This window comes from Streptomyces sp. NPDC047706 (assembly GCF_043204795.1).
Lineage (GTDB): Bacteria > Actinomycetota > Actinomycetes > Streptomycetales > Streptomycetaceae > Streptomyces.
On record NZ_JBIDCW010000009.1, the window covers coordinates 84,109 to 98,312 of the forward strand.

The following is a 14,204-nucleotide window of genomic DNA, read 5'->3' on the forward strand; positions in this document are numbered from 1 at the left end:
CCGGGATGGGGAGGTATGAGACCGTCGCCGAATTTCTTGGACTTTGGGAGCTTGTCTCAGCAAATGACACGTTTGCGAGCGACGTCGCGCACTGTTCGCCGTCAGGGCACCTCGGCACGCGCGGGACTGTCGTCGAGGAAGCCTCCCGACTGGCGCCGCCAGAGCTTCGCATAGGTGCCGTCCAAGGTGAGCAGTTCGTCGTGCGCGCCCTGTTCGACGACCCGTCCCTGGTCGATGACGACGAGCCGGTCCATCCCGGCGACCGTGCTCAGCCGGTGCGCCACGACAAGCGCGGTGCGGCCCTCCATGAGCCGCCACAGCGCCTCCTGGACCAGCATCTCACTCTCCGAGTCCAGAGCGCTTGTCGCCTCGTCCAGCAACAGGATCGGCGCGTCACGCAGGATCGCCCGGGCGAGGGCCACCCGCTGACGCTGACCGCCGGACAGCTTGATCCCGCGCTCGCCCACCATGGTGTCGAAGCCGTCGGGCAGGGCGTCGGCGAACGCCGTGACGTGCGCCGCCTCGGCCGCGCGGCGGACCTCGGCGTCACTCGCGCCGGGCCGGGCGAAGGCGATGTTCTCCCGCAGCGTGCGGTGGAACATGGCAGGGTCCTGCGGCACATAGGCGATCAGTCCGCGCAGGTCGGCCTGGCGCACCCTGCTGATGTCCTGCCCGCCGATCAGGATCCGTCCGGCGTCGATGTCGGTCATCCGCAGCAGCAGCCGGGTCAGCGTGGTCTTGCCGCCACCGGACCGGCCCACCAGTCCGACCCTCGTCCCGGCGGGTACGTCCAGATCGAGCCCCTCGAACAGCGGCCGGCCCCCGGCGTGGGCGAAGGTGACCTGCTCGAAGCGGATGCCGGCGGCGCCACGCAGCAGGGGTTGCGGCATCGGCGGATCGAGCACGGTCGGCGGCGTCAGCAGCAGTTCGGTGAACTGCGCGGCCTCTGTCATCGAGCTCTCCAGCCGCCGGTAGATCTGGTTGAACTCGAACATGATCCGCGTCGCGTTGGTGTAGTAGGTGAACGCGACCACGATCGCCTCCACGCCGTGCGCGCCACCACCGAGCGTGACCGCGAGCAGCAGGCCGAGCGCGCCGGTCAGCACCGACATCGGCGCGACCAGGGTGTCGATGCGCAGATTGCCGTAGTCCCACGACCGCAGCGTGAGGCGCCGCGACGCGGCCACCCGTGAGCGGTGCTCGGCGGCCTCGCGCTCCTCGGCGGCGAACGCCCGCACCGTGTCCATGTTCATCAGGCTGTCGGAGACATGCCCCGACACCCGGGCGATCGCCTCCTCGCGCTGGTCGACGAGCGCCTGGCGGCGCCGGATGAGCGGCACCACGCAGAACGCCGTCAGCGCGATCATCGCCAGGAGCCCTACGACGAGTAGCGGTTCGTAGCGCCACAGCACCACCGCCCCGAATGCCAGCGGCACGAAACTGCCCACGACCTGGAATGTGAGCGTGTCGACGAACTGCTCGAAGCGGGCGGCGAAGCTCACGACCCGTTTGGTCAGCGACCCCGCGAAGTTGTCGTGGAAGAACGCGGCGTCCTTGGCGAACAACTCGTCCATCCCGATCACGTACAGGTGCTCGATGCCCAGGGCGTCGAGGCGGTTCATGCAGTGCAGAGCGACGCGCCACAGCGTCTCCGCGAGCAGGAGCACCCCGGTGAAGCCCAGGACGTACGGCAGCGCCGAGGCGACGGTGACGTCCGGGTCCCCCGCGATGTCGCCGACGAGCTTGGCGACGATCAGCGGCGCGACGTAGTTGATCCCGATGTTGCCCAAGGCCGACAGCAGCATCGCCGGCACGGTCAGCCACCGTAGACGGGCCAACTCCCTTCCGTAGTAGCGCAGCGCGAGAAGCACCGAGCGTTTGCCCGGCAGAACCCTGCGTGGTTCAGGCGTATCCATTCCACCCCTGTGAGGTCCTGCGGCAGCCCGCCGCGCGCCACCGAGGGGCAGGGGGACGACCGCGATGATTACGTGGAGCAATGATTCGAGTACGCAGTGTGCCGCGCGTGCGACCGCCGTGTCCAAGTGTTTTCCGGCAGCGGGCGGCGCGTGAGGAACGTTCGGCAGGAGCGGGAACCCAGCTTCCCACTACCCCGAGTAACATGATCAACTCTTCCCCCCGGCGCGACGCCCGGTCGTACAGGCGCTCGTTCAGCCGCCACCCTTCCTTCGTCGACTCCGAGGACATCGATGTCAACTTCAGGTGATGCCCTGCAGCAGGCGCGCGCCGACCACGAGCACCACATGCGGACCTGCCGGCAGTGCCATAGCCCCGGGCCTCGTCGGCGATCCGGCCGGCGTCGGCGAGGTAGGTGCGGGCGTCGGCCAGGCCGGCCTGCCCCTGTCGCTGGGCCTGGAGGCGCGCGAGTTCGCGCAGGCAGTTGCTCAGCTGCTCGTAGCGCGGAGCCTTCGCGTGGGCGGCGAGTGCCTGGTCCGCCGCCTGGCGGGCCCGGCCGAACTCACCGGACTCGCCGAGGAGTACGGCGGTCTCCGCGGCGATCATCGAGTGGCTCCCCGGGTCGTCGTCCCAGGCGGCCGACTCGGCCGCGAGCGCGACGAACTCCGCCGTGGCGGCCTTGAGGTCCTCCCCCGCGTGCAGCGCTCGGGCGCGCGTCAGGCGCAGTTGGGCGACGAGCCGGTCGTCCAGCTCCCCGGCGGCGACGTCGGGTTCGGCCAGCAGGGAGTCGAGCAGCGCGATGCAGTCCTCGACGCGACCGAGGTCGAGAGTGAGCTGGGCCGCGTTGCTGTAGGCGCAGAACGCGTCCAGCCGGCCGCCGCGGCGAAGGTCCTGCTCCGCGGAGCGGGTCAGGTGCCGCAGCGCCTCGTCGTGGCGACCCAGGTGCATGCACGCCTCGGCCAGGTCGCCGTGGAGGCGGGCGGTGTCGACCGCGTCCGCCGGCCAGTCGGCGGCCAGGCGCAGGCCCTCCCAGACGCCGAGCGCCCGCTCGTCGTCGCCCGCAGCGAGGTGGTACAGGGCGCGCTCGCAGATCTCGCAGGCCTCGCAGTCGCTGAGCCGGGTGCGGGTACGGGCCGCCCACAACTCGTAGGCGAGCGTGGTGTCCTCACCGACGTGGGCGGCGAGCTGGTACGCCTGTCCGTAGTACGGCTGGAGGCCGAGGCCTGCCTTCTCGTACCGGTCGCGCATCTCCGTCAGCCACTGGCGCAGGCTGGCCAGCGGCATCTCGGGCAGCGCGCGCAGGGCGTTGGCCACCCACTTGAACCGCCAGAACAGCGTGTGGCGCATCCGCTCGTCGAAGACGTCGGGCTGCTCGTCGAAGAGGGCGAGCACGCGGGCGAAGACGACGGGCGACTTACGGGGCTCGGAGCCGTACGTGTACGCCTCCTGGAGTTCGAGGAGCGCGTGGACGAGCGCGACGGGCTCGCCGAACTGCTCGGCGGCCTCGACCAGTTCCTCCGCGGTGACGGTGCGGGTGCGGCCGTAGGGGCGCCGGTCGTTCTCCTTGAGCGCCTGGTACAGCTCGTCGGTGGTCTGGGGTGCGGTAGGCATCGTCAGCTGTCCTTGCGCAGGGCGTGGGCGAGAAGGTCGAGGAAGGAGCGGTTGATGAGGCTCGACTCGGCGGGCCTGAGCGGGCGCCGGGACAGCATCGCGGCCTGCCCGTAGAGGGCTTCGACGCTGGTGCGGGCCAGTTCCGGCTCGTCGATGGCGACCGCGGTGCGGACCAGCGGGTTCAGCTGGTTGAGGATCAGCTGGGCCCTCGGTGCCTCCTGGCGCAGGGCGCCGAGGATGTCGCCCCACAGGCCCCCTCCTGCTCACGGGCGAGCTGGGAGCGGGTGCGCTCGTGCCGGGCCTCGCGGCTGTCGACGAGGAGGGCGGGGGCGGAGGCGGGCTGGAAGGTGCGCAGCGCCACGTCGCAGTCGAAGACGGCGAGGGCGTCGCGGGCCAGGGCCAGGTAGGCCGCGGCGGCCAGTTCCGTCTCCCGGTCCACCGCGTCGAGATGGGCGGTGAGGGTCGCCGGGTCGAGGTCGGCCACGGTGGCCTCGGGCCTGATCTCGGGCAGCCGGTGGACCAGTTCGCGGTCGTAGGTGTAGCCGCCGTTGACGACGCCGAGTCCGGCGGCCGAGGCGATCGCCGCGACCTGCCGGAACTCCTCCACGCTCGACGTCACCAGCACGGTGCGGTGGGTGCGCGCGAACTCGTCGAGAGTGGTGTGCCCGTCGGTGGTCTCGAACGGCAGCCAGGGCAGCAGCATGCGCAGGATCTCGTCGTCGTGCACCGCGAGCGACTTCACGGCCAGGTGGTGTGCCTGGAGGAAGCGGGCCAGCAGGTCCGGGTCGCTGGCGGCGGCCCGCGCGATCCATGCGCGCAGCCGCTCGGCGAGGGCGTCGCGGACGGCGGCGAGGGTGTCGTCCTCGTACAGGACTCGCGGGACGCCGTCGGGCGCAGGCTCTCGGCGTCGGTGACACAGCGGACGAAGAACGCCCACTCGGGCAGGATCTCCTCGGCCTGCTCGGACAGCAGCATGCCCTTGACGTGCACGCGATGGCCGTGGCGGCGCCCGGCCGGCACCGCCTCGGGCAGCACGCAGGCGATGCCCGTTACTCGGCCCAGCGTTCGACGACGCCATGCGCGACCGCCGCCGGGCGCCCTCCCCTGCCACACCCTCCACGACGTGCGGAGCGGCATCGGCGAACCGGAACCGCGACGCCCCGCGCACGAACCCTCGTGCGCGGGGCGCGTCGGCATGCGACGGCGTGCCGGGCAGCCGGGTCAGGCGAGCTCGACGAGCAGATCGCCGCCCTCGACCTGCTGGATGGGGTTGATGGCCAGTCGCGACACCCTGCCGGACCTGGCGGCCGTGATCGACGCCTCCATCTTCATCGCCTCGATGGTGGCCACCGTGGCACCGGCCGCGACCTCGTCCCCCTCGGCGACCGTCAGGGTGACCACGCCGGCGAACGGCGCCGCGACATGACCGGGGTTGGTCCGGTCGGCCTTCTCCGTGGCCGGAACGTCCGAGGCGGCCGCCCTGTCGCGTACCTGGATCGGCCGCAACTGGCCGTTCAGGGAGGACATGACGGTGCGCATGCCGCGCTCGTCCGCGTCGCCGACGGCCTGCAACTCGATCAGCAGCCGCACACCGCGCTCGAGATCGACCGCGTACTCCTTGCCCGGGCGCAGCCCGTAGAAGAAGGCCTTGCTGTCCAGCACGCTGGTGTCGCCGAACGAGTCGCGGTGCGTCTCGAACTCGCGCGTGGGTCCCGGGAACAGCAGGCGGTTGAGCGTCGCCCGCCGGTCCTTCGCGAGCCCCTCACGGTCGTCGGCGTTCAGTTCCTGCACGGGCTTGGCCTCGGCCCGGCCCCGCAGCGCCTTGCTGCGGAACGGCTCGGGCCAGCCGCCGGGCGGAGTGCCCAGCTCGCCGCGAAGGAAGCCGATGACGGAGTCGGGGATGTCGAACCTGTCCGGCTCAGCCTCGAAGTCCCTCGGGGCCACGCCGGCACCCACCAGGTGCAGCGCCAGGTCGCCGACCACCTTGGACGACGGGGTCACCTTCACCAGGCGGCCGAGCATCCGGTCGGCGGCGGCGTACATCGCCTCGATCTCCTCGAAACGGTCGCCGAGCCCCAGCGCGACCGCCTGGGTACGCAGGTTCGACAGCTGCCCGCCGGGAATCTCGTGGTCGTAGACGCGACCGGTCGGTGAGGCGAGCCCCGCCTCGAAGGGGGCGTACACCTTGCGGACGCTCTCCCAGTACGGCTCGAGGTCGCCGACGGCCTGGAGGTCCAGGCCCGTGGGCCGCTCGGAGTGGTCGGTCGCCGCCACGATCGCGGACAGCGACGGCTGGGAGGTCGTACCGGCCATGGACGCCACCGCCCCGTCCACCGCGTCCGCGCCGGCCTGGACGGCGGCGAGGTAGGTGGCGAGCTGGCCGCCTGCGGTGTCGTGGGTGTGGATGTGGACGGGCAGGTCGAACTCCCTGCGCAGGGCGGACACCAGCGTCGCCGCGGCCGGTGCCCGCAGCAGTCCGGCCATGTCCTTGACGGCCAGCACGTGGGCGCCCGCCTCGACGATCTGCTCGGCCAGGCGCAGGTAGTAGTCCAGGGTGTACAGGCGCTCGGACGGGTCGGACAGGTCGGAGGTGTAGCACAGGGCCACCTCCGCGACGGCCGTGCCGGTCTCGCGTACGGCGTCGATGGCGGGCCGCATCTGGGCGACGTCGTTGAGGGCGTCGAAGATGCGGAAGATGTCGATGCCGGTGTCCGCCGCCTCCTGCACGAACGCGTCGGTCACCTCCGTGGGATACGGCGTGTAGCCCACGGTGTTGCGGCCGCGCAGCAGCATCTGGAGGCAGATGTTCGGCGCGGCCTCCCGCAGCGCCGCCAGGCGCTCCCAGGGGTCCTCGGCGAGGAAGCGCAGGGCGACGTCGTAGGTGGCGCCGCCCCAGCACTCCAGGGACAGCAACTGGGGCAGGGTGCGCGCGACCACCGGGGCGACGGCGAGCATGTCCTTGGTGCGCACCCGGGTGGCGAGCAGCGACTGGTGGGCGTCGCGGAACGTGGTGTCGGTGACGCCGAGGGTCGGTGACGCGCGCAGCCAGCGGGCGAAGCCCTCCGGGCCGAGTTCGGCGAGCCGCTGCCGGGACCCGGCCGGCGGCTCACCGGCAGGGAGCGCGGGCACCTTGGTCAACGGATCGACGAGGTCGGGCCGTTCACCGTGCGGCTTGTTGACCGTGACGTCGGCGAGGTAGGTGAGCAGCTTCGTGCCACGGTCGGCGGAGTGGCGGGCGGTCAGCAGGTGCGGGCGCTGCTCGATGAACGAGGTGGTGACCCGGCCGGCCCGGAAGTCCGGGTCGTCCAGCACGGCCTGGAGGAAGGGGATGTTGGTGGCCACGCCGCGGATGCGGAACTCGGCCACGGCACGCCGGGCCCGCCCCACGGCGGTGCTGAAGTCCCGTCCCCGGCAGGTGAGTTTGACCAGCATGGAGTCGAAGTGCGCACTGATCTCCGTACCCGCGTGCGTGGTGCCGCCGTCCAGGCGGATGCCCGAGCCGCCCGGCGAGCGGTAGGCGCTGATCTGGCCGGTGTCCGGGCGGAATCCGTTGGCCGGGTCCTCGGTGGTGATCCGGCACTGCAACGCGGCACCGCGCAGCGTGACGGTCTCCTGCGCGAGGCCGAGGTCGGTGAGCGTCTCGCCGGCGGCGATGCGCAGCTGCGCCTGCACCAGGTCGACGTCGGTCACCTCTTCCGTCACCGTGTGCTCGACCTGGATGCGCGGGTTCATCTCGATGAAGACGTGGTTGCCGTCGCGGTCGAGGAGGAACTCCACGGTGCCGGCGTTGCGGTAGCCGATCTGGCGGGCGAAACGCACGGCGTCGGCGCAGATGCGGTCGCGCAGCTCCGGGTCGAGGTTGGGTGCGGGCGCCAGCTCGATCACCTTCTGGTGGCGGCGCTGCACCGAACAGTCCCGCTCGAACAGGTGGATGACGTTGCCCTGGCCGTCGGCGAGGATCTGCACCTCGATGTGCCGGGGCTGCACGACGGCCTTCTCCAGGAAGACCGTGGCGTCGCCGAACGCGGACGCCGCCTCGCGGGACGCCGCCTCGATGGCCTCGCGCAGCTGGGCGGGGTCCTCGACGCGGCGCATTCCGCGCCCGCCGCCGCCCGCGACCGCCTTGACGAACACGGGGAACCCGACGTCCTCGGCGGCGCGGACGAGCGTGTCCACGTCGTTCGACGGCTCCGAGGAGCCGAGCACCGGCACCCCCGCCTCCCGCGCGGCGGCCACCGCGCGCGCCTTGTTCCCGGTGAGCTCCAGGATCTCCGCGCTCGGTCCGACGAAGGTGATGCCCGCTTCCTCGCACGCCCTGGCCAGGTCCGGGTTCTCGGAGAGGAATCCGTAACCCGGGTAGACGGCGTCCGCTCCCGCACGGCGCGCGGCGCGGACGATCTCCTCCACGGACAGATACGCCCGCACCGGGTGGCCGGGCTGCCCGATCTCGTAGGCCTCGTCGGCCTTGAGCCGGTGCAGGGAGTTGCGGTCCTCGTGCGGGAACACGGCGACGGTACGTGCGCCCAGCTCGTAGCCCGCGCGGAACGCACGAATGGCGATCTCACCGCGGTTGGCTACCAGCACCTTGCGGAACATTCTCGATCCCTTCAGCCTGCCGGTGACGGATCACCCATGGTGTCGGCGACGCCGGTGTCACGCCATGTGAGCCGGGCCACTCGCGGATCCGTACGCCTCCCGTGGTCAGGGCGCGCTCCCGCACGTCGCCGGATGCCGACACGTGGCCGGTGCGCCGACCGGCCCGGGGCGACCAGGTCGCCGTACTCGGCACGGCGCTGTGACGGATGTAACTTAGCGTCGTTGCCGACCCGTACGGCCCACAACGCGCCCGCGCAGCGCGCCGCCGAGGGGTGGTCGTCCGGCGCCCGGCCTGGTCACCCGGCACCTGCGTCGGATCGCTCAGCTCGCAGGGCCGGTTGCAGGAGTCAGGGGGTAACGGGAACGGGCGGCGAGGTCCCCGGCGGCTACGGACAGGTCCAGTCAGCCGGCTTCCGGCGCGTCGACGACGTCGCCGTCCTTGTCGAGGGTGTGGGTACGCCGGTACACATCCCACTCGTCGTCGACCTGCCGGGGCACCTTGCCCTCCGGGTACCGCACGTATCCCGCCGGGGGCTCCTCCCCCTTCGAGACGCACGCCGAACCGGTGCCGTTCACGGTCAGGACGGGGTACTCGTCGCTCATGCAGATGTCCTCCCGGTACTCCAGGGAGCAGCCCGTGAGCGCCACGACGGCTGCGGCGCCGGCGAGGGGGATGGCGACGGCGGTGGTGAGGCGGCTGCCACTGCGGGACATGAACATGATCGTCTCCGGATGTTCGGTGTGCCCCTGCTCTCGCCGCCGACAGCCCGTCGGGACCTGAGTACACCTACTCACCCGGCGCACGCGCATGTGCTCAGATGGCGGCAGCCCAGGCCTTCGCGTCCGGCTTCCAGTCCTGAGCGAGGAGCCCGAGCAGCACCTCGTCGAGGAACTCCCCCATCACCCAGGCCGAGGAGCGCAGCACGCCCTCGCGGACGAAGCCGTTGCGCTCGGCTGCGCGCAGCATCGCGGCGTTGTCCGCCAGCGTCTCGATCTGCAGCCGCTGCAGGCCGCGCACGACGAAGCCGTAGTGGCACAGCACCGCGACCACGTCGGTGCCGTAGCCCTTGCCCCGGGAGGACGGCAGCAGCCCCAGCCCGATGTGCGCGGACCGGTTGTGGTTGTCGATGCCCCACAGCGTGGCGGTACCGACCAGCGTGCCGCCGCCCAGCTCGACGACGGAGAACGGGACGTGCCTCTGCTCCTTGTCGTCCACCACGAGCCGCGGATCCTTCGAGCCCGGCGTGACCGGCCGCCACGGCCCGCTCTCGGCTCGCGAGGCGTTGACCACGTCGTCGTAGAGCTCGGCCCGCAGGACCGGGATGTCGTCCTCGTACCGAGCGCGGAGCCCGACCTTGCTGCCTTTCAGCATGCGAACTTCCTATCCGACCGGGCCGGGCGGCGGCAATCCATTAACCGATCGTCGTGCGCAGGGTTCCCGGCCCCTACTTGGGGTCGGCGTTGAACTTCGAGGTGGACCAGGGGTAGCCCAGGACCGCGGTCCAGGCATCAGGCCGGGGCGAGCCAGCCGTCGTGGCCGATGGCGGTGCCCAGGAGAAGACCGCGCAGGGTCTCGCTGGCGGGGTGAAGGGATGGTACTCGGCGACGGGCTGGAGCCAGCCCGGCATCGCGTGGAGGGGGACGAAGGTGCCGGACCGGAGACGGTGTTCGCGAGGGCCGGGTCGCCGGAGCCCGTCGCGGTGCTGCCCGCGGTCTTGGTACCGCCAGGTCGAACTCCCCGCGCTGCCCGCCCGTCCCACGGCAGTAACGATGAAGCACGCGGGAACGGGCGAGGGGTGCTGACGCTGGGGCTCAGCACCCCTCGGGGTCGGTCGGCGGGCAGATGCCGGCTACGGGCGGACGGGAGCGACTCGCGGCGGCGGGTTGGTGCTCGCGGTCTTGTTCAGGGAGAACGACCAGCCTTCGTAGCTGCCCAGGGGCGGCTTGCGGCTCGAGGAGCCGGACTGGCTGTAGGTCCAGTTGCCGCCGTTGGGGGCGTGCCAGTAGGACCAGTAGGCGGAGGCCGGAGGTGTGTTCACGCACGGCTCGGTGGCCGCGGTGGGCTTGCCTTCGATCCGGCAGATGAAGGCCTCACCCCAGCGGGCGGTCCCGGTGATCTCGAATCCGGCGTTCTTCAGCGCCGCGAGGCCGGTGGCCTGGTCTCCTGGGGCGCAGCGGACGATCGTGGCGCCGCACTGTGCCCGTTGTCCGTGGTGTGGAGGAAGCCATGAAGGATCTGAAGTTCGAGCAGAAGAACGCGTTGTCCCGTATCGAGGCCGCCGACCAGCTCGCGGCGCTCGCCCAGGCGCTGAGGGAGGGCGGCGAAGCCGAGCTCGAACTGGGGTCGGGAGTGCTGAGCCTGCGGATCCCCGACGGACTTCGCAGTGAGGTCGAATTCGAGGTCGGCGGTGGCGAGATCGAGCTGGAGATCGAGCTGAAATGGTCGACGGGCCGGCCCCGTGACGCTGCCGCGCCCACGGCCGGCGCTACACCGGACGCCGAGACGGAGCGGGCCCACGCAAGGTCCGCCACCAAGTCCGCCGCGAGCCGGAAATCGGCGTCGCCCACCCCGTCCAGGCGCTCCGCGGCGAAGGGTAGGTGAGACCTGGGGGTCCTCCGGCGACCTGCCACGGTCCTGGAGAGCCACCGCGCTGGGCATGGAGCGAGCCGGCGCATTCCGGCTGCGATATCGGCGCGGCTCGCCCGTCCGAGGACTGTCAGGCCTGCGGGCACCGGCGCCGGACGCGGACGCCACCTGGCGCCCGGTCCGCCACCCGGCGCCGCAGTGGACCCGCGCCACCTGGTGCCCCACCAGGCACCCCCGTGCCGCAACGGGACCCGCGCCGGTGCGGGTCCCGTTGCCTGTTGTGGGTGAAGGGAACCAAGACGGTTGCGCATGACGCGTGTGACCGCTGCCACACCCCGCCCCTGACGCTGCAAACTCCGTCGAGATGGTTTAGTGTTCAACCTATTCGGCTACCACCCATTGTCGGCGGGTGCCCCGGATCAGGCTCGCAGCCGTCATGGTGCATCGGCCGTCCCCACGCATCCGCCACCGACCACACGGAGTCCACGCAGTGAACAGCCCCGTCAAGCTTGCCGTCGTCTACTACTCCTCCACCGGCACCGTCACCGCGATCGCCCAGGAGATCGCGCAGGCCGCGGAGAAGGCCGGCGCCGAGGTCCGCCTCCTGAAGGCCGCCGAACTGGCCCCCCAGGCCGCGATCGACTCCAACCCCGCCTGGGCCGCCAACGCGGCCGCCACCGCGGACACCGCCGTCGCCACCCCGGACGACATGGTCTGGGCCGACGCCGTGATCTTCGGCAGCCCCACCCGCTTCGGCAACGTCGCCTCGCAGCTGAAGCAGTTCATCGACACGCTCGGCGGCCTGTGGGCCCAGGGCAAGCTGGCCGACAAGGTGTACAGCGGCTTCACGGCCACGGCCACCACCCACGGCGGCCAGGAGTCCACGCTGCTCGCGCTGTACAACTCCATCCACCACTTCGGCGGCATCCTGGTCTCCCCCGGTTACACCGACGCCGTGAAGTTCGCCGACGGCAACCCGTACGGCACGTCGCACGTCGACGCGCAGGGCAACAACCCGGTGGGTGACACCACCCGTGCCGCGGCCCGAGTCCAGGCCGAGCGCGTCGTCAGGGTCGCCGCGGGCCTGAAGGCCGGACTCGCCGCCGCCTGACGCCTGTCCCCTTCGACCGAAGGGGGATGAACCTGGGCCTGTCAGCCGCACAACGAGGTGCGGCTGACAGGCCATCACAGGTTTGGGGCATCTGCGATGCAGCCGGTCGCTGTCACACCGTGCGGTGCGTCACGCGGGCGTGGCGGTCATGCCGGTCCGCGCAAGCCTGTCACAACATGGCGAGAACGGCGGTTCCGGCGGTCAGCACCACCGGACGGCATTCCGCCACGGGGTACCCTGGCCTGTCGCTCAACCGTTCCCGTTGCGTGTCTGGAGCCCACCGTGCCCACCTCCCTCGCCACTCTGCTCGAAGACCACCCCATCGTCGCGAGCGTGAAGGACGAGGCCGGGCTGAAGGCGGTGCTGGAAGCCGAGTGCAAGGTGGTCTTCCTGCTGTACGGGTCGGTTCTCGACCTGACGGAGACCGTTGCCACCCTCAAGGCCGCGGGGAAGATCGTGTTCGTCAACGTGGACCTTCTGGAGGGCTTCGGGGGCAAGGAGATCGTGGTGCGCTACGTCAAGGAGCGCACCGAGGCCGACGGTGTGCTCAGCTCCAAGGCCCACATGGTGCGGGCCGCCCGGGAGCTGGGGCTCTACGCCGTGCACCGGTTCTTCCTGATCGACTCGATGTCGTACCGGAACCTGGCGAAGCACGTCGCGATGTCGAAGGCCGACAGCGTGGAGATCCTGCCGGGCTGCATGCCCCGGGTGATCGGCTGGGTGGTCGCGGACATCGACGTACCGCTGATCGCCGGCGGCCTGGTCTGCGACCGCGACGACGTGATCGCCGCCCTGGGCGCGGGCGCGGCAGCCATCGCCTCGTCGAACCAGGAAGTCTGGAAGATGTGACGGCGGCCACCGTTCCAGGGATTGACGCCACGACTCCCGGAACGTAACTTTGGCGGCGCTCGGCAAAAACTTCATATCGGCCGCGACCTCGCGTCGCGGCAGTTACTAGAGACGAGAGAACAGTAACTCCCTTTCCAACAGGGTGTTTGCTGTTCTCTTTTTTGTTTGCGTTCGCCGTTCTGTCCGAAATCACCACAAGGGAGTGGTCCATGGCGGAGAAGACCGGCCGATCACGGCGGTGGATCGCCTTTCTGATCCTGTCGATGACCGGCGGCATCGTCTACCAGGTGGCGTACATCCGGTTCGTCTTCCTGGGCCCGACGGCCAAGGCGCTCGAACTGTCGGCCCAGGATTACGGAAACATCGTCTCCGTGTTCGGTGTCGTGGCGATGGTGATGTACTTCTTCGGCGGCTGGTTCGCCGACAAGTTCTCCCCGCGGCTGCTTATCACGATCGCGTTGGTGGGCACCGGAATCGCCGACATCTATCTGGCCACCGCGCCAGGATATTTCGGCGCTCTTCTCGTCCACATCGCCTTCGCGGTCCTCGGAATGGGCCTGTACTGGCCCGCTCTGGTGAAGGCGATCGGAATGCTGGGCGACGCATCGGAGCAGGGCCGGCTCTTCGGCTTCCTGGAGGGCGTGCGGGGCATCACCTCGACGCTCGTGGGCCTGGTTGGCACCGCGATCGTCGCCATGGCCGTCGTCCCCGCCCACGGAGTCCTGTGGCTGATAAGGATCTACGGCATGCTCTGCTTCGTACTCGCGGCGGCCGTCTGGTTCTGCGTGCGGGAGGACAAGGGGAGGCTGGCCGCGCTCGGTTCCTCCGCCGTCACCCTGCGCCAGCTGCTGCTCGCCGCGAAGAACCGGTACACCTGGCTGATCGGCCTCACGGTCATGCTGATGTACTGCTTCTACACCACGCTCGGCTACTTCTCCCCGCTGCTGGAGTACCAGTACGGGTTGGCCGCCGGGGTGATCGGTGTCATCGGCGTCGTGCGCACCTATGTGTTCCAGTTCGTCGCCGGCCCGGCCGGCGGAGTCCTGGTCGACAGGGTCACCAAGTCCTCCCCGAGGTTCCTGCGCTGGATGTTCGCCGGCTGTGCGGTGATCGCCGCGGCCTTCCTCGTGATGCCGCGCACCAGCACGCTGATGTGGGTGGCCCTGACGCTGATGTTCGTGCTGTGCCTCTTCGTCTTCGCCGCCCGCGGGGTCTACTGGGCGACGGTGGGCGAGGTGGAGATCCCGGAGAACGAGCGCGGCGGTGTGATCGGCCTCGCCTCCGGGCTCGCCTACCTTCCCGACGCCTTCCTCCCGGCGCTGGCTGCCTGGTGGATCGGCGACCCGACCGCCGAGCCAGCCGTCCCGGAACGCGGCGGCGGCTACACCACCCTGTTCGCCGTCCTGCTCGCCACCGCCGTCCTCGGCCTGCTCGTCACGACCCTCACCCAGCGGGTCCGCGCCCGCGAAGTGGCGGCCCGCATCACCGCCCCCCAACCGCAGCTCGCTGCCGACTGACCGCCCCGACCTGACACCT

At 70.7% G+C, this 14,204-nt stretch carries 10 protein-coding genes and 2 pseudogenes; 4 read left to right on the plus strand and 8 right to left on the minus strand.

Annotation, left to right across the window (positions count from 1 at the left end; translation table 11 throughout):
• Window positions 1–101: 101 nt before the first annotated feature.
• The 8 genes and pseudogenes from ACGF8A_RS13215 to ACGF8A_RS13250 form a co-directional block, all read right to left on the minus strand.
• A complete protein-coding gene (locus ACGF8A_RS13215; RefSeq protein ID WP_393107364.1) occupies window positions 102–1,916 on the minus strand; it encodes an ABC transporter ATP-binding protein in 1,815 nt (604 codons plus the stop codon).
• Window positions 1,903–3,525 (minus strand): hypothetical protein, encoded by a 1,623-nt coding sequence (locus tag ACGF8A_RS13220; protein WP_393107366.1) that lies wholly within the window; start codon window positions 3,523–3,525, stop codon window positions 1,903–1,905. The genes ACGF8A_RS13215 and ACGF8A_RS13220 overlap by 14 nt, the downstream gene beginning before the upstream one ends.
• A gap of 2 nt (window positions 3,526–3,527) precedes the next feature.
• A pseudogene (locus ACGF8A_RS13225) lies at window positions 3,528–4,572 on the minus strand (HSP90 family protein); the annotation flags it as partial.
• A gap of 174 nt (window positions 4,573–4,746) precedes the next feature.
• Window positions 4,747–8,121 carry a pyruvate carboxylase gene (locus ACGF8A_RS13230; RefSeq protein ID WP_393107368.1) on the minus strand — a complete coding sequence of 1,125 codons (3,375 nt, stop codon included), beginning with the start codon at window positions 8,119–8,121 and terminating at the stop codon, window positions 4,747–4,749.
• A 402-nt stretch (window positions 8,122–8,523) separates the two neighbouring features.
• Window positions 8,524–8,835: an SCO0607 family lipoprotein gene (locus ACGF8A_RS13235; protein ID WP_393107370.1), complete on the minus strand. Its 312-nt coding sequence runs from the start codon at window positions 8,833–8,835 to the stop codon at window positions 8,524–8,526.
• 100 nt (window positions 8,836–8,935) lie between these two features.
• Window positions 8,936–9,493 (minus strand): GNAT family N-acetyltransferase, encoded by a 558-nt coding sequence (locus ACGF8A_RS13240; RefSeq protein WP_393107372.1) that lies wholly within the window; start codon window positions 9,491–9,493, stop codon window positions 8,936–8,938.
• A 73-nt stretch (window positions 9,494–9,566) separates the two neighbouring features.
• A pseudogene (locus tag ACGF8A_RS13245) lies at window positions 9,567–9,782 on the minus strand (ABC transporter permease); the annotation flags it as partial.
• Window positions 9,783–9,971: 189 nt separating this feature from the next.
• Window positions 9,972–10,160 (minus strand): hypothetical protein, encoded by a 189-nt coding sequence (locus tag ACGF8A_RS13250; RefSeq protein ID WP_393107374.1) that lies wholly within the window; start codon window positions 10,158–10,160, stop codon window positions 9,972–9,974.
• Window positions 10,161–10,348: 188 nt separating this feature from the next.
• Between ACGF8A_RS13250 and ACGF8A_RS13255 the strand changes: the two genes are divergently transcribed.
• From ACGF8A_RS13255 to ACGF8A_RS13270, 4 genes are all read left to right on the plus strand, one after another.
• A complete protein-coding gene (locus ACGF8A_RS13255; protein ID WP_393107376.1) occupies window positions 10,349–10,723 on the plus strand; it encodes an amphi-Trp domain-containing protein in 375 nt (124 codons plus the stop codon).
• Between the two features lie 475 nt (window positions 10,724–11,198).
• Entirely contained in the window at window positions 11,199–11,819 is a 621-nt protein-coding gene (gene wrbA / locus ACGF8A_RS13260; protein WP_393107378.1) for an NAD(P)H:quinone oxidoreductase, read from the plus strand.
• 282 nt (window positions 11,820–12,101) lie between these two features.
• A complete protein-coding gene (locus ACGF8A_RS13265) occupies window positions 12,102–12,668 on the plus strand; it encodes a glycerol-3-phosphate responsive antiterminator (RefSeq protein WP_393107380.1) in 567 nt (188 codons plus the stop codon).
• 209 nt (window positions 12,669–12,877) lie between these two features.
• Window positions 12,878–14,185, plus strand: coding sequence for a nitrate/nitrite transporter (locus tag ACGF8A_RS13270; RefSeq protein ID WP_393107382.1), 1,308 nt, complete (start codon window positions 12,878–12,880; stop codon window positions 14,183–14,185).
• Window positions 14,186–14,204 lie beyond the last annotated feature (19 nt).